Raw genomic sequence first — 21,340 nt, 5'->3', positions numbered from 1 at the left:
AAGCTCACCGGCGTGGTCCGATGCCGGATCGACGAGTCCAGCGGCTGCCGGCGCGCCTCGATGGCTCAGCGATGGATCGCCGAATCATCGTGTCCATAGCCGAGTTTCACATCGTGGACCACTTCGCCACCGATCACCGTCACGCGACTGGACACCGGCGGATAGCCGCGAGCCACCACGGTGTACTGCCCCTCGGGTAGATCACTGACGACGTAGCGGCCGTTCTCGTCGGTGCGAGCGGTGGCGGTCAGGTCACCGTCAGCATCCAAGACGGTGATCTGGACGTCGGGAACGAATCGGTCGCCGTCCGACCATGCCGATCCGGCGAGCACCGCCATCGGAGCCAGGTCGATGTCCTGGCGCAGCAGGCCGCTGTCGGGCATGGTCAGGGTGGCGGCGCTCGGACGCATATGGTCGGCGACGGCAACCAAGGTGTAGGTGCCCGACACGACGCCATGACAGACGTAAACGCCGTCACCCGCCGTGATGGCCGCGCCGACGACCTCGCCGCGCATGTCGGTGAGCGTGACGGTCGCGCTGGCCAGCGGTTCGCCGCGCCGGGCCGATCTGACCACGCCCGACAACTCGCCGGAACCCATGAGCGTCAGATCCAATTGCAGGGTCCGGTGGCCGACGGCGACGCTCACCGCCTCCGGCTGATGTCCGGTTGCGGACGCGATCAGCACGTAGTTACCGCCCTCGGGCACACCGATGACGTACCCGCCGTGCGGATCGCCGGTCGCCCGGGAAACCTGGTGTCCACGCTGGTCGATCAGGGTCAGCGCGGCTCCGGGCACCGGCCGGCCGTCCCCGTGCCGGATACGACCGCGGATCGAGCGGCGATCGGGTTCGGAGCGGACTTCCATCGAATCCGGATCTGCCGCTGCCGTTCCCGACACCGAGACCTCGTACACACCGTTGCCCTGATGATCGACCGAGAGGTGCCCACCCGCCAGCACCGGCGCAGGTTCGGACAATGCCTGCGCGGCACCTTCCCACACCTGCGACTCCTCCCACGTGGAGTCCGCGCCTACCGACTGCGCGACGAGCTCGGCCTCCGCAGGCGCGGCGGACCCCGGGACCGGATCGTCCTGCAGCGGAATCTCCTTCATGAACACCAGCACCATCGCCCCTAGCAGCGCGACCGCTGCGGCGACGTAGAACACTCCCGACATGGAACTGGTGAATCCGGTCAGGATCGGCACCCGCAGGTCCTCCGGCAGCTCCGCGATTCCACTCGTATTGCTCTGCATGCTGCTGAGCTGGGCGGCGTCGAAACCGTCCGGCAGCTGTCCGCCGAACGCGTCGATGATCTTGTGTGGCAACAGGTTGAACAGAATCGTGAGGAAGACCGCGACCCCCAGCGTCCCCCCCATTTGCCGAAAAAAGGTCGCGGCCGCCGTCGACACGCCCATATCCGAACGCGGACCGGCGTTTTGGGCCGCGATGATCAGCGTCTGCATGCAGCCACCGAGGCCGACCCCGATGATTCCCGCGTACACCAGCGGTTGCCACAGCGGGCTGTCATAAAGCACGCGCGCGTGCAGCGCCGCGCCGACCGCCATCACGAAGGAGCCGAGCACCGGCAGCGCCTTGTAATGACCGGTGGCCTTGGTGATCTGCCCGGCCACCTGCGAGCCGATCATGATGCCGAGCACCAGTGGCAGCATCAGCAGACCCGACTTCGTCGGCGAGTAGCCGCGCACCACCTGGAAATACTGCGGCACCATGACGATGGCGCCGAACATCGCGATTCCGACGATGAAGCCACCGATGATGGCGACGCTGAACGTCGAACTCTTGAACAGCCGCAACGGGATCAGCGCGGCGTCCTTCATCAGGAATTCGATGAACAAGAACAGCACCAGCCCGGCCGCGCCGATGCCGTAGCAGATCAGCGCCCGGTCGGAACTCCACCCCCAGTTCCTGCCCTGTTCGGCGACGATCAGCAGCGGCACCACACAGATCGTCAACGCCAACGCGCCGAACCAGTCGATCCGGTGCTGCTGACGCCGATGCGGCACATTGAGCACCTTGGCGACCACACCGAGCGCCAGCACGCCGATCGGCACGTTCACCAGGAATACCCAGCGCCAGCCTTCGAGCCCCCAGAGGTCGTCGTAGTTGGAGAAGAAACCGCCCAGCACCGGGCCCAGGACCGTGGCCGAACCGAAGACCATCATGAAATAGCCCTGGTAGCGCACGCGTTCGCGGGCGGGCACGATGTCGCCGATGATGGTGAAGGCCAGCGACATCAGCCCACCGGCGCCGAGGCCCTGGAAGGCCCGGAAACCGGCGAGTTCGTACATCGAGGTCGCGAAGGTACAGGCGATGGAACCGAGGACGAACAGGCCGATCGCGGTGAGATAGAAGGGCTTTCGCCCATAAATGTCGGCCAGCTTGCCGTACAGCGGTGTGGTGATCGTCGCGGTAATCAGGTATGCCGTTGTCGCCCAGGCCTGCTCGTCGAATCCGTGCAGACTGTTCGAGATCTTGACGATGGCCACGCTCACGATGTTCTGGTCGAGTGCGGCCAGAAAGATGCCGAGCAGCAGGCCGGACAGGATGGTCAGGATCTGCCGGTGTGACAGCGACGCGTCCTCGCCTGCGTCCAGGACCGGCGGCGCCGCCGGTGCCTGAATCGTGGAATTCGTCATGTAGGGGCCCTAATTCTGATCGGCTAGCTGCGGTGGAGTGTCTCGAAACCTGTTGCATACGGGTCACGAATAGTCGACCCGATACTCGACGAGGCCATGCGCCTTGCGATCTCGGCATGCAGTAGCTCGGCGAGCTTGACCGGTGCACTGCGGGCCGTCGACGACGAGGCAGCGCAACACGGTGGCGGCCGGTAATCGATCCGTCCGGCCAGACTTCATTAGCACCTGAAACTAGTTGCGACCGCACACTATACAGACGCCATTCCAGCGCGCGAAAGCCGATCATCCACCGCGTCGCCGTGGGCGAGAAAGGTGGGCTCGTCCGCAGCGCCCCCACCCGATCTACCACGCTCGCTGCTCCCGCCGAGCGCGCAGGCTTGCGGAAGCGTTCTATCCGCAAAGCCTGAGATCATCGGGGAATGCTGGAAACCTCCGCACGATTGCTGCGGCTGCTGTCGCTGCTGCAGCTGCACAGGATTGGACCGGACCTGCGTCGGCGAGCGGCACGGGGTGTCGACGCAAACCATTCGCACCGACGTCGAGCGGTTGCGGCACCTGGGCTATCCCGCGGACGCGACTCCTGGCGCCGCAGGCGGGTATCGGCTCGGCGCCGGATCCGCGCCGCCTCCGTTATTGCTCGATGATGACGATGCAGTCACTGTCGCGGTGGGGTCGGCGACTGCCCGGATGTCGACGCTCTATCTCGGGCTATCGATGTCGACTTCGAGGTGCTCGACGCACCCGAACTCGCCCGCGCACCTGCGAGCCACCGCTGAGCGGTTCAGTAAAGCGGCGGGCGCCCTATGGATTCATGGTGTCGAGAGATTTGAACAGCAATATCCCCGGCCGGGGCGGCAATTTCCTACCGAGCCCGGTCGAGGATATCCGCTATGGCTTATTCAGACCTGCGCTGACGGATCACTGATTGGCGCCGATGATTCCACCGACGATCGCGCCGACGATACAGCCGGGAATGGCCGTGACGACGAGGAAGATGAGCCCGATGAGCGCCCCTACGACGCAACCGATCGCAATACCCGCAATAGTGGTGCCCGCGTCGCCGATGTTCTGCAACGCACCGGGTTCCGGCGCCACTGCACCGACCGGCGTCAGCGTCAAAGCCGTTGCTGTGCTGTCGATTTGCGGCATGACCTGCACCTGCTGACCGGCGACGGTCTGCACCGCCGTCGGCAGCGAGCCGACCACCGACCCATCGGGCGCCAGCACTGTGATCACGCCCGTGGTGGGCGTCACCTCGAACGTCCCCGACGCCAGCGTGACCGTCGCACTCGAACGGTCGGGTGCCACCGCGGCCGTGTAGACGACGCCGCTGTCCACCCCTTCGAACTCTGCGCCCGGCGCCACCGGCTGACCGTGCGCAGTCGCCGCGGCGATGCCCGTCGCGGCGACAGTGAACATCGTTGCCGCTATCAATCTCTTGATCATCATAAGACTTTCCAATCATCCGGCCGATTCGATTGACGTACCCCGAGAATCGGCAAATGGGACACGGATAATCATGCGCCCCAAACGTTATCGCTGTCGCTAGAATCATGAAATCGAATTGCCTTGCAAGATCAATTAATTCGGCTGCCCAAGAAATTGGGTGGTTGAAATTCTCGCAATTCCATTGCACACCACAACGTGCGGGATCCGAATAAACCGACATGTCGGTACCGCACCCGCCCGTACCCTCGGTGATCGAGGCAGCCGAATTGACGTTGAAACGAACCAATCACAGTGCACCGCAACGGATTCGGCTGAATACACGACTCCGAGACGACTGGACGACCAGCCGCAAGACCATCTCGGGGTCGACGTATCGCCGCGCACAGAAGATGAACGACCATGAGGGAACTCGCCGATCCGCGGCAAAGACGTCGGCAACGGTGGCCAGGTCCGCCCGCCCCGGGTTGAGCACACCGCGCCGAGGCCACCTGGCTGGTTGAACCAGATCGACAGCCGCTCTGAGCGGAGCTACTCGAGCTCGCCCTCGGTCTCCAGGTAGACCTGCCGCAACCGATCGAGCGTGGCCTGCTCCGGCCGCTCCCACAGGTCCCGCTCGGCGGCCTCCAGCAGCCGCTCGGTAATTCCGTGCAGCGCCCACGGGTTGGACTGCTCCATGAACTTACGGTTCACGTCGTCGAAAACGTAACTCTCCGCGAGCTTTTCGTACATCCAGTCGGCGACAACGTTGGTGGTTGCGTCGTATCCGAAGAGGTAGTCGACAGTGGCAGCCATTTCGAATGCACCCTTGTAACCGTGGCGGCGCATCGCCTCCAGCCAGCGCGGGTTCACCACGCGGGCACGGAAGACCCGTGAGGTCTCCTCCGAGAGGGTGCGGGTGCGCACCGCGTCAGGGCGGGTGCTGTCACCGATGTACGCCTCGGGGTTCTTGCCGGTCAGCGCGCGCACGGTGGCGACCATACCGCCGTGGTACTGGAAGTAGTCGTCGGAGTCGGCGATGTCGTGTTCGCGGGTATCGGTGTTCTTGGCGGCCACCGTGATCCGCCGGTAGGCGGTGCGCATGTCGTCGGCCGCGGGCGCGCCGTCGAGGTCACGGCCGTAGGCGAAGCCGCCCCACGCGGTGTACACCTGCGCGAGGTCGTCGTCGGTGCGCCAGCTCTTCGAGTCGATCAACTGCAGGATGCCCGCGCCGTAGGTGCCCGGCTTGGAGCCGAAGATGCGGGTGGTCGCGCGGCGCTGGTCGCCGTGTTCGGCGAGGTCGGCCTGTGCGTGCGCGCGTACGTAATTCGACTCCAGTGGCTCGTCCAGCTCGGCCACCAGCCGCACCGCGTCGTCCAGCAGTGCAAGCACGTGCGGGAACGCGTCGCGGAAGAATCCGCTGATCCGCACGGTGACATCGATGCGGGGGCGGGCGAGCTCCGCCAGGGAAATGACCTCGAGCGTGGTGACGCGGCGGCTGGCCTCATCCCACACCGGCCGGACGCCGAGCAGCGCAAGAACTTCGGCGATATCGTCGCCGGAGGTGCGCATCGCCGAGGTGCCCCACACCGAAAGTCCCACCGAACGCGGGTATTCGCCGTGGTCGGCCCGGTATCGATCCAGCAGCGAATCGGCCATGGCCTGCCCGGTTTCCCAGGCCAGTCGCGACGGCACCGCCTTCGGGTCGACGGAGTAGAAGTTGCGGCCGGTCGGCAGCACGTTGATCAACCCGCGCAACGGCGAACCGCTCGGGCCCGCCGGGATGAATCCGCCGTTGAGCGCGTGCAGGACCCGGTCGATCTCGATGCCGGTCTGGCGCAGCCGTGGCACCACTTCGGTGGCGGCGAACCGCAGCACCTGCCGCGCCGCAGGGTTGTCGGTGAGCGTGTCCACGACATCGACGGACCAGTCGGCCGCCTGCAGCGCCGAGACCAGCTCGCGCGCTTGGGCTTCCACCCGGTCGACGCGCTCACGGGCCTCGGTTCCGGATTCGTCGAGCCCGAGCGCCTCGCGCAGCCCCGGAACATTCCGCTCGCCGCCCCACAATTGCCGCGCCCGCAGCATGGCGAGCACCAGGTCGAGTTCGCTCTCCCCGGTAGGCGACTGCCCGAGAATGTGTAATCCGTCGCGGATCTGCACGTCCTTGATCTCGCAGAGCCAGCCGTCGACGTGCAGCAGCATGTCGTCGAAGACGTCCTCTTCCGGGCGCTCGGCCAACCCGAGATCGTGGTCCATCTTCGCCGCGCGCATCAGCGTCCAGATCTGCTGCCGGATCGCGGGCAGTTTGGCGGGGTCGAGGGTGGAGATATTGGCATGCTCGTCGAGCAGCTGCTCCAGACGAGAAATGTCGCCATAGCTTTCGGCGCGCGCCATCGGCGGGATCAGGTGATCGATCAGGGTGGCGTGTGCTCGGCGTTTGGCCTGCGTGCCCTCACCCGGATCGTTGACGAGGAACGGATAGATCAGCGGCAGCTCACCGAGCGCGGCATCGGTGCCGCACGAAGCGGACATGCCGAGGGTCTTGCCCGGCAGCCACTCCAGGTTGCCGTGCTTGCCGAGGTGCACCATCGCGTCGGCGGCGAACCCGTCTGGTGCGGCGATCCAGCGGTAGGCCGCGAGATAGTGATGGCTCGGCGGCAGATCCGGGTCGTGGTAGATGGCGACCGGGTTCTCACCGAAACCACGCGGCGGCTGCACCATCAACACCACATTGCCGAAATGCAATGCAGCAATGACGATTTCGCCGTTGGGATCCGCGGAGCGATCGACATACAGCTCCCCCGGCGGCGGGCCCCACGCCTCGATCACGGCCTCGCGCAGGTCCTCGGGCAGCGTGTCGAACCACGCCGCGTACTGCGTCGCGCTGATCCGGATCGGATTGCCTTCGAGCTGTTCGGCCGTCAACCAGTCGGGATCTTGACCACCCGCAGCGATGAGCGCGTGAATAAGCGCGTCGCCATCGCGCTCCTCCAGCCCGGGAACCGCACCAGCAGGCCCCAGATCGTAACCAGCCGAACGCATCTCGGTGAGCAATCGGATCGCGCTCGCCGGCGTGTCCAAGCCGACCGCGTTGCCGATGCGGGCGTGTTTGGTCGGATAGGCCGACATCATCAAGGCGACCCGACGCTGTGCGGCCGGAATGTGACGCAGCCGCGCATGCCGCACCGCGATACCCGCCACCCGCGCCGCGCGCTCGAGGTCCGGCACGTAGGTGGACAGACCGTCGGCGTCGAATTCCTTGAACGAGAACGGCACCGTGATGATCCGGCCGTCGAATTCCGGCACCGCCACCTGAGTGGCCACATCGAGGGGCGAGAGCCCGTCGTCGTTGGCCTCCCACTGCGCGCGGCCGCTGGTCAGGCAGAGGCCTTGCAGGATAGGCACATCGAGCTCGGCCAACGCCGCGACGTCCCACGCCTCGTCGTCGCCACCGGCGGACGCGGTCGCGGGCTTGGACCCGCCGGCCGCGAGCACCGTCACCACCAGTGCATCGGCCTGCCGGAGTGTGTCGAGCAATGCGGGTTCGGCGGTGCGCAACGACGCACAGTAGAGCGGCAGAGGCCGCGCTCCGGCGCTCTCGATTGCGGCACAGAGCGCATCGATGTACCCGGTATTCCCCGCGAGGTGCTGTGCACGGTAGTAGATGACCGCGACGGTCGGGCCGTCGACCGTCGCCGCGGTGCGCTCCAGCTCGCCCCAGCTCGGCAACTGCACGGGCGGCTCGAAGCCGTGCCCGGTGAGCAGCACGGTGTCGGACAAGAAGTTGTGCAACTGAAGCAGATTCGTCGCACCACCGGCCGCGAGGTAGTTGTGTGCGTCGGCGGCAACGCCGCCGGGCACCGTCGAGCACTCCATCAATTCGGCGTCGGGCGCGAGCTCGCCACCGAGCGCCACCATCGGCACTCCACTGACACGTACCGCTTCCAAGCCATCTTCCCAGGCCCGCTTACCGCCGAGGATCCGCACGATCACCAGATCGGCGCCGTCGAGCAGCGCGGGCAGGTCTTCGACCAGCAACCGAGCGGGATTGCCCCATCGATAGTCGGCGCCACTCGCGCGCGCGCTCAACAGATCGGTGTCGGACGTGGACAGCAGCAAAATCACAGGTGACGGCCTTCCTCGGGTTACGCGCCCATCGGGTTCGTTGCTCGCCGGAGAGGGTCTGGCTTGTGACAGTGGCGCGACCGCACCGGAGTTCCACCGGTTTCCTCGTCGCCCGCCGAGCATCCAGATGCTACCTGCCAGGGCGGCACACACCTGCCACCTGTCTGTCTGCCGCAGCGGGCAGACTCGTCGAGGCACGTTTCTGCCCGATACGAACCCTGCGGATCGGACGCGCAGTTCCCCGTTCTACAGACGCGGGTCGAAGACCAGCCGGAAGTCCGTCAGGGACTTCCGATCTCCCACGGCACTGAACTCTCTGCCCGGCAGTTCATTCACCGGCAACCCGGCCTGCTCGGCGATCAGTGCCGCGGGCACCCACATCGGGTCCCGCGCCGAATGCCACGGTGTGTCTAACTGCGCACGATCCCCGAACACAAGAATCACGCGAACCTGAACGCGATCGGACGCCATACCTCCATCATGAACGTCGGAGAACGCCACCGGATAACGATGACGGCTCATCCGCAGCAACGCGGCTATCCGGTAGCGGCGCGGGCGGCAAGTCGTCGACGATCCGGGCGCGGTCGGCGTGGGTGGTGTGGCGCAGGCGGGTGAGTCCGGCGAAAACGAGCGAGCCCACAAGCTGCACCTGCGCGAGCCCGAGGTCGAATTGCCCGAGCTGCGAACGTCCGGGCTGTGGAGCGGTTCGCCGAAAGGCTGCCGGTATATCTCGATGAGGTCGACACGAAGGTTCGGCAGGAGGTCCTCGGCGATCACACACCGGCGCTGACCGTCGTATCGGCCGGGATCTTCGACCCGAGCCGGCTGGTCGAAATCGAGATGATCGCTGCCGCACGACGCTGGGCTAGGTGTGTACACCTAGGTCAGGTCGGCGTTTCCCTCGATGACCTTGAGGTGGTAGTGGAACCGGTTGACGCGCCAGCCGGAATCGGTGCGTTCGGCCCCGAGGGTGTAGCTACCGATGAAGGTGCGGGTTTTGCCGTTGACGGCGTCATTCTTCAGGTGGACGGCGATGGCGTCAGCGTGCACCGCGGCATGGTCGGACTGCAGGTCGATGAGGTAGTTACCCGCCTGATGGTGCACTGCGTCGAGGTCGGAGAGGCCGGTGCGCCAGTCGCCGACGATGTCGGCGGCATCGCGGATACCGACCGGGCCGCCGAAACCGCCGTCGAAATCGACCTTCGGGGTGAACACTACATCGAGCAGATCGTCCCAGCGCTTCTGATCGGTGTAGACGAACATCCTGGTCAGAACGTCGACGATCGCGAAACGGTCGGCGAGGGATGATGATTCGGTCATGCCAGCAGACTAGCGAGCCCGCCGGTCCGCTGCCACACGACAAACGCAGCACCGTGGGTAGTCCGCACCCGGGGTGACCTCGGGCCGAATACCTGGCCGGGTCGTACGCTGGATGGGTCATGACGCGTACATCTCCCGACTCCTGCCCCGGCGTGCTGCGGTTGCATCAGGCGGCCGACGGACCGCTGGCTCGTATCCGCGTGCCCGGCGGACGGCTGGAAGCGCAGCAGTTGCAGGCACTGGCCGAAGCCGCCCGTGAGCTCGGCGACGGAAACATCGAGCTGACCTCACGCGCCAATGTGCAGCTGCGTCGGGTGCGCGACGCGACGGAGCTGACCGCGCGACTGGAAACCGCCGGGCTACTGCCGAGTCATACGCACGACCGGGTGCGCAATATCGTTGCCTCGCCGCTGGCAGGGCGCGTCGGCAGTCGGGCCGATGTGCACCGACTCGTCCCCGCGCTCGACGCCGGCCTGCTCGCCGCGCCTCGCCTGGCCGACCTGCCCGGCCGAGTGTTGTTCACCCTCGACGACGGCCGCGGTGATGTCAGCGGTCTGGGTGGCGATATCGGCGTGCACGCCGTCGACGCCGACGAGTTCGCGGTCCTGCTGGCCGGGCTCGACACCGGCATCAGGGTGTCGGCCACCGATGCCGTCGACGTCATGCTCGCCGCCGCGCACGGCTTCCTCGATCTGAGCTCCGGCCAGTGGCGGCTGCACGAAATCGAGAACGGCGTCGAACGTCTCACCGACCTGCTCGGACTCGCCGCCCGCGCCGATCTGCTGAAAATCGCTGCCAACCAAGACATTCCGATCGGCTGGCTGACCCAGGACAACGGCTTGGTCAGCCTCGGCGCCGGCGTACGGCTCGGGTCGCTGCCCGCCCGCACCGCCGAATTCATCGCCGCCGTCGAACGACCGGTCTTCCTCACCCCCTGGCGCAGCCTCGTGCTAGCGGACCTGGAGGAATGGCCCGCCGAGCAGGTCGTCCGCGTGCTCGCCCCGATGGGTCTGCTCTTCGATGCCAACTCCCCGTGGCTGCTGGTCAGCGCCTGCGCCGGTCAGCCCGGCTGCGCGAAGTCGCTCACCGACGTCCGCGTGGATGTCGGTGCCGCGGTGGACTCGGGCCGGGTACTGCCCGACGGCACAACGTTCGACTCCGACGCGCCCCACTCCGAACCCGTTCTGCCGCAACCTGATCCGACCTCCTCCGGCACTCCGAGCGCCCCCGTCTTCGAGGCCGGCGAGGTGACAGTTGGCGGACGGCAGCACTGGTCGGGCTGTGCGCGCCGCTGCGGCAGGCCGCGCGGTGCGGCGACCGATGTCGTCGCCATGCCGGACGGCTATCGCGTCGACTGATCGTCCTCCTGCGGGAAAGGCCGTGCAGCATGGCAGTTGACAGACTGAGCGAAGACGAGATCCAGGCGATGTCGGACGACGAGCGCCGCGCGCTGATCAGCCGCTTGCAGCTGCCACCCGAGCGGGTGTTGCCCAGGCCGGAATTGGTCCGGATTCACCGCGGGGTTCGACTGACCCTGATGGTCGGCGGTTCGCTGGTCCTCATCCCGTGGATCGTCTATCTCGCAGTCACGCTGCCAGCCGATTACCAGGCCAGGAACTGGACCCTGACCTGGGTCGGCTTCGACATCCTTCTGGTCGCCATGATGGCGACCACCGCCTACCTGGGCTGGAAACGCAGACGACTGCTCATCCTTCCCGCGTTCGGGACCGGCCTGCTGCTGCTCGTCGACGCCTGGTTCGACGTGATGACCGCAGGCGCCGACGACGTCTGGCTCTCGGTCGGTATCGCGCTGGTCGGCGAATTGCCGTTGGCCGCACTGCAGATCAGCGGCGCGCTACTGCTATTCAAGTTCCTGACCGAAGCGCACCCACTCGCCGACCCCGCCGTCAGCGCTTGGCGTGCGCAACTGCCCTTCTGACCGCACCACGGCGCGGGTGTGGCGGGTCGAGAGTCGGTGCACTGGAAAGCATTCCAGGCCACGGCACCCGGAGCAACTATCCTTCCACCATGATCGACACCGCAGCTGACGACCTTGCCCTGCCCGCCGCGCTGGCCGAAGTGGTCGAGATCGGCTTCGAGTGGGAGTGGGACGAGGAGACCGACATCACTCACGGTTGCGACTTCGAGCCCTACACACATTTCGAGCCGCCCGAGCGGACCGCGTATTGGTTTCGCCTGTGGACTGGCAACGAAGCGGCCGACGGCAGTGAATTCCGGTTCTTCGGAGCGACGGGAGCCGGTGACTACGCCGGGTTCTGGCTGGTTCGGCCCGCTGCGCCGATCGCCGAGCAGCCGATCGTGTATCTCGGTTCCGAGGGCGAATGCGGCTTGATAGCACGCAATCTCCTCGACCTGCTCTGGCTGTTCGCGGACGGTTACGGGCCGGCCGAGGCATTCGCACCGACCCATTTCGGTGCGCGGGTGCCGAACGAGGCGTTCCGGGCGATCGCCGAGCGGTTCGGGCCGAGACCGGGCCGGTCCGCTGCGGAGATCGTTGCTGCGGCACGGGAGGAATTCCCGAACTTTCCGGAACTCATCGACGCGATGTGCCGGTAGGCGAAACCCGTAGGCCGCACGAGGACGTGAGCGCCATTGCGATGCCGGTCGTCCCGCCCCGTCGGCCATGACCAACGGGGCGGGACGACCCGGGATGACTGCCTGTACACCCGGGCTCATCCCCGACCTCGGCGAAGATCACTACGTCGATCGGCTAGGCCGCGTTCTCTTCTCGTCTCGGATCATCGTGGATCTCGAGGGTGCAGCATTTGACCCCGCCGCCCGCCTTCAGCAGTTCCGACAGGTCGAGGCCGACCGGGTTGTACCCGTGTCCCCGCAAGGTCTCGATCAGGTCGACCGCCCTGTCACTGACGAAGGCGTTCAGTCCGTCGCAGACGCCGTTCAGGCCCAGCACCACCGCATCCGCGTCGGTGGCGACGATCGCGTCCGGATACAGCTCCGCGAGCAACTCGCGGCTGGCCGTGCTGAAGGCGGGCGGGAAGTAGGCGATATTGGCGTCACCGAGTGCCATCATCGCTGTGTCCAGGTGATAGAACCGGGGATCGACCAATTCGAGGGACACCACGGGCAGGTCGAAGAAGCGTTCGACTTCGCGGTGTGCGGCAACCGAACTGCGGAACCCGGTCGCGGCGAGGATCCGATCACCGACGAGGAGGAAATCGCCCTCGCCCTCGTTCACCTCCTGCGCGCCGACGAGTTCGGTGAGTCCGCGCTGAGCGAACCATCGGTGATACGCGGGGCCCTCGGCGGCGCGTTCGGGATGGGTGAAGCGCGCCGACAACGCTCGGTCACCCACGATGAGTCCGCTGTTGGCGGCGAACACCATGTCGGGCAGTCCCGGCTCACCGGGGACGAGATCGACCTGGTGGCCGTACTGCTCGAAGGTAGAGCGCAGGGTTTCCCACTGGTCGAGGGCGCGGGCCCGGTCGACCGGCTCGGTCGGATCCATCCACGGATTGATCGAATAGAAGACGTCGAAGTGGTCGGGACGGCACATCACGAACCGTCGTGGTGATGGCTGTCGCGGGGTGGGTGGCTCGTTGTGGAGCGTGGCTACGGAGGTCAACGTGTCTCCCGGAGGTAGGCGCGGATCATTCGACTGACACGAAGGTAATTCGCCTACTATTGCGTCAGAAACAACGAATCGTTGCGCAGATATGCAGAATGCTGGCGAATCGTTGCGCGGCGACAGAATGGGTGTGGCGTGGACGACATCGACCGGCGGATTCTGGCCCACTTGCTCAGGGAGGCACGCGCGTCGTTCCAAGAAATCGGCGCGAAAGTCGGCCTGTCGGCGCCCGCGGTCAAGCGGCGTGTCGACAAGATGGTGGCCAGCAGGCAGATCACCGGATTCACCGCCTTGGTCAATCCCGCCGCGCTCGGCTGGAAAACCGAGGCATATGTCGAGGTCTACTACCGCGACAACATCACCCCGGCCGAACTGCGGCGCAGCCTCGAACCGATTCCCCAGGTCGTCGGGGTGTGGACAATCGCGGGCGAGGCCGATGCGCTGGTCCACGTGATGGCCACCGATATGGCCGAGATCGAGTCGACCGTCGAACGCATCCGCGAGAACACTCGGGTCGGCCGCACGCGCAGCGCCATCGTCATGTCGCGCATCCTCGAACGGCCGCGGACCTGACCCGCGACGACCTCCCTCGGCGGGCACTCCTAGGGTGGTCGGCATGTCCGACGTGCGCGCCAGCTACCTCACCGACGGGGCCGAGATCTATCGGCGCTCGTTCGCGACGATCCGCGCCGAAGCGGATCTGACCGCGTTCCCGCCGGATGTGGCACAGGTGGTGGTGCGAATGATTCATGGGTGCGGACAGGTAGATCTCGCACAGGACGTGGCCTTTTCGCCCGGGGTAGTGGCGGCGGCCCGCACCGCGCTGCGTACTGGTGCACCGATTCTGTGTGATGCCAACATGGTGGCGTCGGGGGTTACACGCAAACGGTTGCCCGCCGATAACGACGTGCTCTGCACTTTGACAGATCCGCGCGTGCCGGAACTTGCCGCCGCACTGGGCAATACGCGCTCGGCCGCGGCGCTCGAGCTGTGGCGGGATCGGCTCGACGGCGCGGTGGTCGCCATCGGAAACGCACCGACCGCACTGTTCCATCTACTGGACATGCTCGATGCCGGCGCGCCGCGCCCAGCGGCGGTTCTCGGCATTCCCGTCGGCTTCATCGGCGCCGCCGAATCCAAAGACGCACTGATCGACTTCGGTGGGGTCGAATTCTTGACCGTGCGCGGCCGGCGAGGCGGCAGCGCCATCACCGCGTCGGCGCTGAATGCGATTGCGAGCGAACAGGAATGACCAACAGCACGGTCCACGGCAAGTTGTGGGGTGTCGGGCTCGGGCCCGGCGACCCGGAACTGGTGACGGTCAAGGCGGCCAGGATCATCGCAGCGGCCGATGTGATCGCCTTCCACAGCGCCAGGCACGGCCGCAGCATCTCACGCGCGATCGCCGCCCCATACATGCGCGAAGGCCAGCTCGAAGAGCACCTCGTTTATCCGGTGACCACCGAGACCACCGACCATCCCGGCGGATATCAGGGCGCGATCGACGAGTTCTACGAGCAGGCCGCCGAGCGTCTCGCGGCACATCTGGCGGCGGGCCGCTCGGTGGCGCTGCTGGCGGCGGGCGATCCGCTCTTCTACAGCTCCTATATGCACATGCACCGCCGCCTCGCCGACCGATTCGATGCCGAAATCATTCCGGGCATCACCTCGGTCAGCGCCGCGTCCGCGGCTCTGGGCACCCCCCTGGTGGAAGGCGAACAGGTGCTCACGGTACTGCCGGGCACCATGCCGACCGCCGAGCTCACCCGCCGCCTCCGCGACACCGAAGCGGCCGCCATCATGAAACTCGGACGCACCTACCCCGGTGTGCGCCAAGCGCTCTCGGATTCCGGACGACTCGACGGCGCCTACTACATCGAGCGCGCCAGCTCCGATCGTCAACGCGTCCTACGCGCCGCCGACGTCGACGACGCGGAGGTGCCGTACTTCTCGATCACCCTGGTGCCGGGCCCGCAGCCGACTGCCCCACTGCGCCTGGCGAGTAGCAAGCAGACGCAGCGCCGGGTCGCAACCGGACCGACCGCCGCACCGTCGAACGGTCTGCCGGGAGAAGTCGTCGTGGTCGGACTCGGCCCCGGCTCGGCGGACTGGACCACGCCGGAGGTGAGCAAAGCCCTCGCCGAGGCCACCGATCTCGTCGGCTACACCACCTACATCAACCGCGTGCCGGCGCGCCCCGGGCAGCGCAGACATGCCAGCGACAATCGCGTGGAATCCGAACGTGCCGCTATGGCACTGGATTTGGCCAAGCAGGGCGCGCAGGTCGTGGTGGTCTCCTCGGGTGATCCCGGAGTGTTCGCCATGGCGGCAGCGGTGCTGGAAGAATCCGCCGACCCACAGTGGGAGGGGGTGCCGGTGCGGGTACTGCCCGGCATGACCGCCGCCAACGCCGTGGCCAGCCGAGTCGGCGCGCCACTCGGCCACGACTACGCGATGATCTCGCTGTCGGACCGGCTCAAGCCGTGGGAGGTTGTCGCCCAACGTCTCTCGGCCGTGGCCGCCGCCGACATGGCGATCGCGATCTACAATCCGGCCTCCTCCCAACGCACCTGGCAGGTCAGTGCGATGCGGGATCTGCTGCTCGAACACCGCAAGCCCGACACCCCGGTGGTGATCGGCCGCGACGTCGGCGGCCCCACCGAGTCGGTCCGGGTGGTACCACTCGCCGAACTGGACCCCGCCGAGGTCGACATGCGCACGCTGCTCATCATCGGCGCATCCACCACCGCATCGAGGGACACCGACGACGGCCCGCGCGTTTACACCTCGCGGCGCTACCAACGCTGATCGACCGACCGCGCCCGGCTACCCAGCGTCAGGCAGACAGACCGGGCAGCTTCGGTAGTTCCGGGCAACCACTGCCAGGCAGCCGGCTGCGGCGACGGCGGCGACGGCGAACATCGTCGGGTAGCCGAGGCCCGCGGCCTCGTGCAGGAAGGCGAGGAGGGCGGGAACACCGAAACCGAGATAGCTTGCCGAGTAGAAGACCGCGGTGAGGCCGGCCAGGTCGTCGGGGCGGGCGATTCGTTCGATCTCCTGAAGGCCGGCGACCAGGCCGATGCCGTATCCGGCACCGAGGACGATTGCGGTGACGACAGTGGACCAGAGGGTGAGGGTTGCCGAGGCCAACGCCGCCGAGACCATTCCTGCGACGACCAGAATCAACGCCACCACTGCGGCGCGGGCAGTGCCCGGGCGGTCGATGCGCCGGGCCGCCGATTGGATCGCGAAGCCGCAGCCGAGAGTGACGGCGGTGATCAGTGCCGAAAATGCGATCGGTGCATCGTGCACGCGCGGTGCCATCAATGTCGGCATCACCGCGTACGCCGTTGCGGCGGAGGTGAACAGACACAGCGCGACCGGCAGTGCCACGTGCCGGAATCGGCGGTGTGCAGCGGCAGGGACCTTCAGTGCCTCGACAAGACGGCCCGGATTCTCCTGCGGGACCAGTGTTTCCGGTGCGCGCGCCACCCAGGCCGCGGCAGTCAGACACAACACTGCGTTGATCAGATACGCGAGGGTGTTCGGCAGCGGCGCCCACTGGGCAAGCACGCCTGCCACCCCCGCACCGACAGCAAAGCCACCCGTGAGGCACATCGCCGAACGTCGCGCGCCGGTTCCCGCGGGCCGTTCGGGCCCGAACGGTGGCTGGGCGAGCTCTTTCAGCCAGCTGCTGCCCACCGCCATCGCCAGACCGAGCGCCACCCCGCACAGCACCCGTCCGGCCGACAGCATCGGCACGGACCCCGAGCCGAATGCCAGCAACAGCGAACCCATGGCAGCGATCAGCGGCGCGGGACGCAGCAGCGCGCGACGGCCATAGCGGTCCGAGAGCGGGCCGCCGATCAGCAGCGCGGGCACAATGCCGAGCACGTACTCGAACAACAACATGTCGACGGTGGTGACGGGCAGTCCGTTGTTCTTGTACATCACCAGCAGCGGGGTGAATTCGTTTCCGCCCCAGGCGATCGCGAACATGGCCGCAGCAACGCCCCACCACTGCCTCGAGATGGTCTCGCGCGCGGGTGATCGGGCGTCGATGGTGGTGAGCGTTGCCATCACAGCCCGCTCAGTTCCAGCTGGTGCACGCCCGCGAGATGCTCGACGAGTGCGGCGGCGAAGCCTGTCGCATCGCCCGTTCCGATCAGGTCGGCCAGCCGTGCGTGCTGCTCGATGATCTTGTCTATGTCGGTCGAACCACGGTGCAGCGCAACACTGTTCATCCGCCGCTGCCGTTCGCGCAGTGAATCGTAGAAGCCGGTGAGCAGCGGGTTGCCCGCAGCGACGACGTAAGTGCGGTGAAAGTCGGTGTCTACCACGGCGAAACGAGCGAAGTCCTTGGTGTCGGCCAGTTCCCGCTGCCGGTCGAGTGACTCCTGCAGCGCTGCGTCGAGCGTCGAGCGATCAACAGCGACCAGTGCACGCACGGCCCCCGTCTCCACGACGTACCTGGCGTGGGCCACGTGCTCGGCCTCTGCCGGCGGGATCGGCACTATCAGCGCACCGCGCTTGGGGTAGAGCTTCATCCACCCCTCCGCCTCGAGCCGCAGGAACGCCTCGCGGACCGGTGTCCTGGACATGCCGAGGTCGGCGGCGATCTCACCCTCGCTGATCAGCTCGCCGCCCGGCAGCATGCCGGTGAGAATGCGTTCCTTCACCTCATGAAATGCGCGCTCGGCCGATGAATACGTCTTAGACACAAGTTGCATCCTAGATGAATCGCGGACGGCGTATTCGCCCACCCGTTGCCGGTCGTATAACATTCCACTATGGAACGTTGAGAGCGAAGGAGCTGTCCGTTGACGAATACCGCGACACAACGCAAACCGCTGAATTCCACAGCCGCGTCACTCCTCGGGTTTCTGCACGAGGGCCCGATGTCGGGGTGGGATCTGGTGTCCGCTGCGCAGGACCGTATCGGTGATTTCTGGACGATCACCCAGAGCCAGGTATACCGCGAGTTGTCCTCGATGGATGCGTCTGGGCTGGTCGAGAAGGGCGAGACGGGAGCACGGGAGCGAACCCCCTATCAGATCACCGATGCGGGCCGCGAAGCATTCCTGGAGTGGATTGCCCGAGATCCGGGCGGCGAGACAATTCGAGTGCCCTTGCTACTGACGATGTCCTTCGGAGAACACCTCGACCCCGATCACCTCGACCAGATGATCGCCGCGAACCGGGAGATCCACCAGCAACGACTCACCCGCTATCTCGCCCAGGACTGCACCGGGAAACCGCCACACCAGCGCGCCACGCTGGAGTTCGGCATCGGCTACGAGCGCGCGGTACTCGAATGGTTCGACCGCCTGCCGAGCCTGCTCGGCCGCTGACAGCACGGGGTAAGCATCACTCAGGCGCGGGAAGCGGACTGTGTGCGCAACCATTGCACGGCATCCGGCACGTTCGCCGCAACGATCGCGTCGGCCGGGAGCGCGGGTCGGTCGATCATGACGACAGGAATACCCGCGCCGCGAGCCGCGACGAGTTTGGCGTCGGTGTGATCTCCCCCGCTGTCCTTGGTGACCAGCACGTCGATGCGGTGCGATGCCAGCAACCGCGATTCGGTCTCGACCGCGAAAGGGCCACGCGCAAGCAGTAATTCGTGATGTGGCGGCAGGTTGCCCACCGGCGGGTCGATCGCGCGGATCAGAAACCAAGGCTCGGTCAGGCCGGCGAAGGCGCCGACCCCCTGCCGACCGATCGTCAGGAATACTCGATCGCCCAGTCCCGCAACGGCTGCCGCGGCGGCCTCGAGATCGGGCACGCGGATCCACTTGTCCCCCGGCCCCGCGAACCAGCCGGGCCGACGCACATGCAGCAGCGGCAGATCCGCCCGCGCCGTCGCAGTGGCTGCGTTCATGCTGATCGTTGCCGCGAACGGATGCGTAGCATCGATCACCACCTCGATTGCGTTGGCTACCAGCCACTCCCGTAGGCCGTCGGCGCCACCGAAGCCGCCGATCCGCACCACGCCTTCGGGCAGCAGAGGGTCGCTGACGCGTCCGGCGAGCGAGGAAACGATGTCGAATCCCCGCTCGCCGGACGCGATTTCGGCGAGTTCCCGGGCTTCCCGGGTACCGCCCAGAATCAGGATTTTCAGGGCTGACCGCTGAAATAGGCGATGCCCGCGTTGATCAGGTTCGGTCCGCCCGCGATGAGCAGGCCGATGAGCGCACCCACCGGCAGGCCGATGCCGAAGAAGAAGAACCCGATCACGGCGCCGATGAGGGCACCGAGCGATGCGCGCTGCAGTTCGGCGAAGAACCAGTCCTGCGACGCACTGATCTCAGCCGCGGACGGCGCGGCAGCGGTCGGCTTGACCTCCGGCGTCAGCGTCAGCCGCTGCGTCGAAGGATCGATGGTGGCCGCGATCGGGATGACGTCCCCCTCGCCCACCTTGGCCGCGAGCGGGATCGAGGTGACGACCACGCCCGCCTCGTTCTTCACCGTGACGTACTTCTGGTCGGCATCGAGGCTGAACGCACCACCGGTCAGGGTGGTCACGATCGACTTGTCGACGATTTGCACCGCATAGCCGACGGTCTGGTCCTCGCCTGTGACGGTCGGCGAGGTCGTCTGGTTCTGCACCGCGGGCGCCGGGGCCGGCGGCGCGGCACCGGATGTGCCGGCCGCGATACCCGTGGCGGCGATGGCCAACAGCGAGGTGGCGGCAAACTTCTTGTACTTCATCAATCTCCCAATCAGGAACCGGATTTCCGATCACGCTCGGATCTCGGGCCCGACCCTACCTGTTCACCTCGGCCTGCATCACCGTTCCGATCGAGGCTTTCACAGCGAGTCCTTGCCCTCTTTGCGCACCGACCACTGCGTCACCGGCAGTTGTGGGCGCCATGCCGTGAACGTCCCCAATGGTTCCGCCCGGTAGATCTGAAACTTGCGCAATTCACCGCCGTGGGTTTTTGCCCAGGTCAGCAGCAGCGCCTCCGATTCCGCGGTCACCGCGTTCGCGACGAGCCTGCCGCCCTGGCGCAAGTACGACCAGCATGTCTCGAGTACGCCATCCTGAGTGATCCCACCACCGACGAAAACCGCGTCAGGAGGGGCAGATTCGGTCGATCCGACCTCGGTGCGCACCTCCCCGCGCACGACGACCTGCGGGACACCCAGGGCGGTGGCATTGTCGGCGATCTGGCGCCTCCGGTGCTCGAGCCGTTCGAAGGCGATCGCCTGGCAACCCGGGTGTGTGCGACACCATTCGATGGCGATGCTGCCCGAGCCGCCGCCGACATCCCACAGCAGCTCTCCCGGTGCGGGCGCCAGGGCCGCAATGGTCAGCGCCCGCACTTCCGCTTTGGTGAGTTGCCCGTCGCCACCGAACAGCGCATCCGGGAGGCCCGGGATCCTCGTGGCACGCGGGCCCTTCGAATCCGCGACGCATTCAATCGCCACGATGTTCAGCGGATCGCCCGCAGGCAGATCCCAGCTCTGTGCGGTGGCCACCCGAACCCGCTCGCCCGGGCCACCCAGCTGTGCGAGTATCGTCACCGTCGACCCACCGAATCCGTTGCGGCGCAACAGCTCCGCGATCCGCTCCGGCGTGTGCTCATCCGCGCTGAGCACCAACACCCGCCGCCGATCCGCCAGCTCCGGCAGCACCGTCTCCACCGGCCGACCGACCGCGCTGACCACCGGCACCTCGGCAAGCGCCCACCCCAACCGCGCACATGCCAACGCAGCCGACGAGGGCTGCGGCAGCACCCACAAGGCCGCAGCGCCGAACAGTCGCACCAGCGTCACCCCGATTCCGTAGAACATCGGATCGCCACTGGCCAGCACACAGATACGAGCGCCCGCGTAGTGCTCGAACAACCCGGGCAACGCGGGCACCAACGGCGACGGCCATGCCACCCGCTCAATCGCTGGATCGACTGGCACCAAAGCCAACTGGCGCTCCGCTCCGAACAACACCGCACATCCGGCGATCACCTCCCGCGCTGCCCGCCCGAGCCCGTCCCACCCGTCGGCTCCGATCCCGACAACCGATATCACCGGGCCCGTCCACGATACGACATTCGCCACGGCAACCTCGGTATCGATACCTGGTGTGACAGAACACATTTCGGCTGGATTGATCGGTTCGGCCGCCGACCGCGCCGGGTTCGGCCACGCTTCGGGCTCGACACTCCGAGGCGACCGGCGGGCCGATCCGGCGACCGGAATCGAT

18 protein-coding genes and 1 pseudogene are annotated in these 21,340 nt (G+C 66.6%); 8 read left to right on the top strand and 11 right to left on the bottom strand.

Annotation, left to right across the window (positions count from 1 at the left end; all coding sequences use genetic code 11):
* Positions 1-65: 65 nt before the first annotated feature.
* Positions 66-2,657, bottom strand: a complete 2,592-nt coding sequence (locus ACLMAL_RS03925) for an MFS transporter (RefSeq protein ID WP_411997798.1) — start codon at positions 2,655-2,657, stop codon at positions 66-68.
* A 312-nt stretch (positions 2,658-2,969) separates the two neighbouring features.
* On the opposite strand from ACLMAL_RS03925, the pseudogene ACLMAL_RS03920 reads away from it, so the two are divergent.
* A pseudogene (locus ACLMAL_RS03920) lies at positions 2,970-3,215 on the top strand (hypothetical protein); the annotation flags it as partial.
* A gap of 360 nt (positions 3,216-3,575) precedes the next feature.
* Here the strand turns inward: ACLMAL_RS03920 and ACLMAL_RS03915 are convergent.
* The 4 genes from ACLMAL_RS03915 to ACLMAL_RS03900 all read right to left on the bottom strand — a co-directional run bounded on the left by ACLMAL_RS03915 (position 3,576) and on the right by ACLMAL_RS03900 (position 9,527).
* The gene (locus ACLMAL_RS03915; RefSeq protein ID WP_411997797.1) at positions 3,576-4,106 is read right to left on the bottom strand and encodes a hypothetical protein; all 531 of its coding nucleotides are present in this window, start codon (positions 4,104-4,106) and stop codon (positions 3,576-3,578) included.
* A gap of 528 nt (positions 4,107-4,634) precedes the next feature.
* Positions 4,635-8,207, bottom strand: coding sequence for a cobaltochelatase subunit CobN (cobN, locus tag ACLMAL_RS03910; RefSeq protein ID WP_411997796.1), 3,573 nt, complete (start codon positions 8,205-8,207; stop codon positions 4,635-4,637).
* Positions 8,208-8,453: 246 nt separating this feature from the next.
* Positions 8,454-8,678, bottom strand: coding sequence for a hypothetical protein (locus tag ACLMAL_RS03905; RefSeq protein ID WP_411997795.1), 225 nt, complete (start codon positions 8,676-8,678; stop codon positions 8,454-8,456).
* A 408-nt stretch (positions 8,679-9,086) separates the two neighbouring features.
* Entirely contained in the window at positions 9,087-9,527 is a 441-nt protein-coding gene (locus ACLMAL_RS03900; RefSeq protein ID WP_406229837.1) for a nuclear transport factor 2 family protein, read from the bottom strand.
* Positions 9,528-9,646: 119 nt separating this feature from the next.
* Between ACLMAL_RS03900 and ACLMAL_RS03895 the strand changes: the two genes are divergently transcribed.
* The 3 genes from ACLMAL_RS03895 to ACLMAL_RS03885 all read left to right on the top strand — a co-directional run bounded on the left by ACLMAL_RS03895 (position 9,647) and on the right by ACLMAL_RS03885 (position 12,104).
* Positions 9,647-10,885, top strand: coding sequence for a precorrin-3B synthase (locus ACLMAL_RS03895; RefSeq protein ID WP_411997794.1), 1,239 nt, complete (start codon positions 9,647-9,649; stop codon positions 10,883-10,885).
* Between the two features lie 29 nt (positions 10,886-10,914).
* Complete coding sequence (locus tag ACLMAL_RS03890) at positions 10,915-11,466, top strand: hypothetical protein (RefSeq protein WP_411997793.1); 552 nt, start codon at positions 10,915-10,917, stop codon at positions 11,464-11,466.
* A gap of 89 nt (positions 11,467-11,555) precedes the next feature.
* On the top strand, positions 11,556-12,104 hold the full coding sequence (locus ACLMAL_RS03885) for a hypothetical protein (RefSeq protein ID WP_411997792.1): 549 nt from the start codon (positions 11,556-11,558) through the stop codon (positions 12,102-12,104).
* A 154-nt stretch (positions 12,105-12,258) separates the two neighbouring features.
* Here the strand turns inward: ACLMAL_RS03885 and ddaH are convergent, their stop codons facing one another.
* Positions 12,259-13,131, bottom strand: a complete 873-nt coding sequence (gene ddaH, locus ACLMAL_RS03880) for a dimethylargininase (protein ID WP_411997791.1) — start codon at positions 13,129-13,131, stop codon at positions 12,259-12,261.
* Positions 13,132-13,269: 138 nt separating this feature from the next.
* Here ddaH and ACLMAL_RS03875 point away from each other — a divergent pair, with 138 nt between their 5' ends.
* The 3 genes from ACLMAL_RS03875 to cobJ are packed head-to-tail and all read left to right on the top strand — an operon-like array spanning position 13,270 to position 15,942.
* A complete protein-coding gene (locus tag ACLMAL_RS03875; protein ID WP_411997790.1) occupies positions 13,270-13,707 on the top strand; it encodes an Lrp/AsnC family transcriptional regulator in 438 nt (145 codons plus the stop codon).
* Between the two features lie 43 nt (positions 13,708-13,750).
* Entirely contained in the window at positions 13,751-14,386 is a 636-nt protein-coding gene (locus tag ACLMAL_RS03870; RefSeq protein ID WP_328400490.1) for a precorrin-8X methylmutase, read from the top strand.
* Entirely contained in the window at positions 14,383-15,942 is a 1,560-nt protein-coding gene (cobJ, locus tag ACLMAL_RS03865; RefSeq protein WP_411997789.1) for a precorrin-3B C(17)-methyltransferase, read from the top strand. Before ACLMAL_RS03870 ends, cobJ begins: the two co-directional genes overlap by 4 nt.
* Positions 15,943-15,960: 18 nt before the next feature.
* Here the strand turns inward: cobJ and ACLMAL_RS03860 are convergent, their stop codons facing one another.
* Entirely contained in the window at positions 15,961-17,214 is a 1,254-nt protein-coding gene (locus ACLMAL_RS03860; RefSeq protein ID WP_411997788.1) for an MFS transporter, read from the bottom strand.
* Positions 17,214-17,864 carry a GntR family transcriptional regulator gene (locus ACLMAL_RS03855; protein WP_411997787.1) on the bottom strand — a complete coding sequence of 217 codons (651 nt, stop codon included), beginning with the start codon at positions 17,862-17,864 and terminating at the stop codon, positions 17,214-17,216. Before ACLMAL_RS03855 ends, ACLMAL_RS03860 begins: the two co-directional genes overlap by 1 nt.
* Positions 17,865-17,954: 90 nt before the next feature.
* Here ACLMAL_RS03855 and ACLMAL_RS03850 point away from each other — a divergent pair, with 90 nt between their 5' ends.
* On the top strand, positions 17,955-18,485 hold the full coding sequence (locus tag ACLMAL_RS03850; RefSeq protein WP_411997786.1) for a PadR family transcriptional regulator: 531 nt from the start codon (positions 17,955-17,957) through the stop codon (positions 18,483-18,485).
* 20 nt (positions 18,486-18,505) lie between these two features.
* On the opposite strand, the gene ACLMAL_RS03845 is transcribed toward ACLMAL_RS03850, so the two are convergent.
* The 3 genes from ACLMAL_RS03845 to cbiE all read right to left on the bottom strand — a co-directional run bounded on the left by ACLMAL_RS03845 (position 18,506) and on the right by cbiE (position 21,234).
* Positions 18,506-19,255 carry a cobalt-precorrin-6A reductase gene (locus tag ACLMAL_RS03845; RefSeq protein WP_411997900.1) on the bottom strand — a complete coding sequence of 250 codons (750 nt, stop codon included), beginning with the start codon at positions 19,253-19,255 and terminating at the stop codon, positions 18,506-18,508.
* Positions 19,252-19,812 carry a hypothetical protein gene (locus tag ACLMAL_RS03840; RefSeq protein WP_411997785.1) on the bottom strand — a complete coding sequence of 187 codons (561 nt, stop codon included), beginning with the start codon at positions 19,810-19,812 and terminating at the stop codon, positions 19,252-19,254. The genes ACLMAL_RS03845 and ACLMAL_RS03840 overlap by 4 nt, the downstream gene beginning before the upstream one ends.
* A gap of 132 nt (positions 19,813-19,944) precedes the next feature.
* The gene (cbiE, locus tag ACLMAL_RS03835; RefSeq protein WP_411997784.1) at positions 19,945-21,234 is read right to left on the bottom strand and encodes a precorrin-6y C5,15-methyltransferase (decarboxylating) subunit CbiE; all 1,290 of its coding nucleotides are present in this window, start codon (positions 21,232-21,234) and stop codon (positions 19,945-19,947) included.
* Between the last annotated feature and the right edge of the window lie 106 nt (positions 21,235-21,340).

This window comes from Nocardia sp. CWNU-33, from assembly GCF_046764895.1.
Taxonomy (GTDB): domain Bacteria; phylum Actinomycetota; class Actinomycetes; order Mycobacteriales; family Mycobacteriaceae; genus Nocardia.
The sequence above is the reverse complement of the archived record's forward strand: the minus strand, read 5'-3'. Positions and strand labels throughout refer to the sequence as shown.